Genomic DNA, 1,468 nt, shown 5'->3' on the forward strand with positions numbered 1-1,468 from the left:
ATAGAGCATCACACAGGGTTAGCATTAACCAGACTGACCAATCATTTAATGAAGCAGAGAAAGATAAAGGCGGTGGCTCAACAATAAGCAAAGGCACAAGCGCTTTATCCCGTCTAGTTCCTTATTCAACTGTCTACATCCAAACGAATGCGCCATACGCCACTGCTATTGAGTTTGGACAATATCCAAAACCAGTCAAAAAGGGTTCCTACGACAAAAAGGCTAAAAGATACGTTATTAAAAGTATCAATGGGTTTTCACAACAAGCCCCTCAAGGCGTTTATTCCATAACTTTTAATTATATTGCTCAGAAATACGGTGGTTAAAATAGCAATGACTTTAGATCAAGCACGACAGGCCATTATCACTAGAGCAATGGCATTTACTGGAATTGAGCAGACCCGAATTAAATATCCTAATAAAGACTTTACAGTTCCGACTGATGGGCTTTGGTGTGAAATTAATGTGTTATGGGGCGGTTCAATCATTGCGGGAATTGGTGATACACCATGCACAAGAAGAACAGGTGTAGTCTCAATTAACTGCTTTGCCCGACTAGATACACACGAGGTTAAAATAACTCAACTCGCAGAAGCATGGCTCAAGCATTTCGAGTATTACACTACACAAAAACTTGAATTACTTAATGGCCAGATCCAAAATCTAGGCTCAAATGGTGATTTTTGGCAGTACAATGTGACTATTAGTTATCGAGTGAATTGAAATGGATGAGAAAGAAATTGGAGTCATAGACCTTTGGATTGTTGAGACTTGTGCTCACAACCTTTCTGGTCAAGATGTATTAGAAGCGGTATGCATTTCGGAAGGTATAGCAAACAACCTTGCCCAAGAGATTGAAAACAAAAAAACGAATGAATTCCTAACTGTAACTGTTCGAAATGTTCAGGCTAATGAATTCTGCGGCCCATTTCGACATCTAAAGCTTAATTAATCACACAACAAACCTAATTAACTTTTAAACGAACCTGTCCATAGCGGCAGGTTTTTTTATGCCTGAAATCAGGCGAACTCTGGCTAGGTTGATCCCCGAAAAGCACACTTTTCATGTTCAGTGTGCCTGCCAGTTCTTTTCTTTGAACATGAGTAAGTAAGAGGAAATCTTATGAACATGATGACAACATTGAATTTACGAGCATTGGTTACCAATGATAATGGTGAGCCAAGAACAACCAGTTATGCAGTTGCTCAAGCATTTGGAAAGAGGCATTCAGACGTTCTCCGCTCCATTAAAAATATGAAGTGCTCCACAAAGTTTCGTGAGCGCAATTTTGCGTTTACCTTAGAAAACAAGAAGATAGGAAATACAAAGCGACAAACAGGTTTTTACCAGATGACTGAGCGAGGCTTCATGTTCCTTGTAATGGGATTCAACGGTGAAAAAGCCGATGCCATTAAAGAGCAATTCATTGATGCCTTTGAGTGGATGGCTAATCAACTCAGTCAAGTT

At 39.6% G+C, this 1,468-nt stretch carries 4 protein-coding genes; all 4 read left to right on the forward strand.

The window, feature by feature from the left end; genetic code table 11:
* A partial coding sequence (locus VXQ92_RS17675; RefSeq protein ID WP_416682689.1) for a hypothetical protein occupies positions 1–326 on the forward strand: 326 nt, incomplete at its 5' end.
* Position 327: 1 nt separating this feature from the next.
* Positions 328–723, forward strand: a complete 396-nt coding sequence (locus VXQ92_RS17680) for a phage tail terminator-like protein (protein WP_416682692.1) — start codon at positions 328–330, stop codon at positions 721–723.
* A gap of 1 nt (position 724) precedes the next feature.
* On the forward strand, positions 725–952 hold the full coding sequence (locus tag VXQ92_RS17685) for a hypothetical protein (protein ID WP_416682690.1): 228 nt from the start codon (positions 725–727) through the stop codon (positions 950–952).
* 171 nt (positions 953–1,123) lie between these two features.
* On the forward strand, positions 1,124–1,468 hold a 345-nt coding region (locus VXQ92_RS17690), incomplete at its 3' end, for a Rha family transcriptional regulator (protein ID WP_416682691.1).

The sequence above is a fragment of the Acinetobacter sp. 228 genome (assembly GCF_048147885.1).

Coding starts and splice junctions, on each gene's coding strand:
- VXQ92_RS17685 (WP_416682690.1), top strand. CDS start 725: ATGGATGAGAAAGAAATTGGAGTCATAGACCTTTGGATTGTTGAGACT.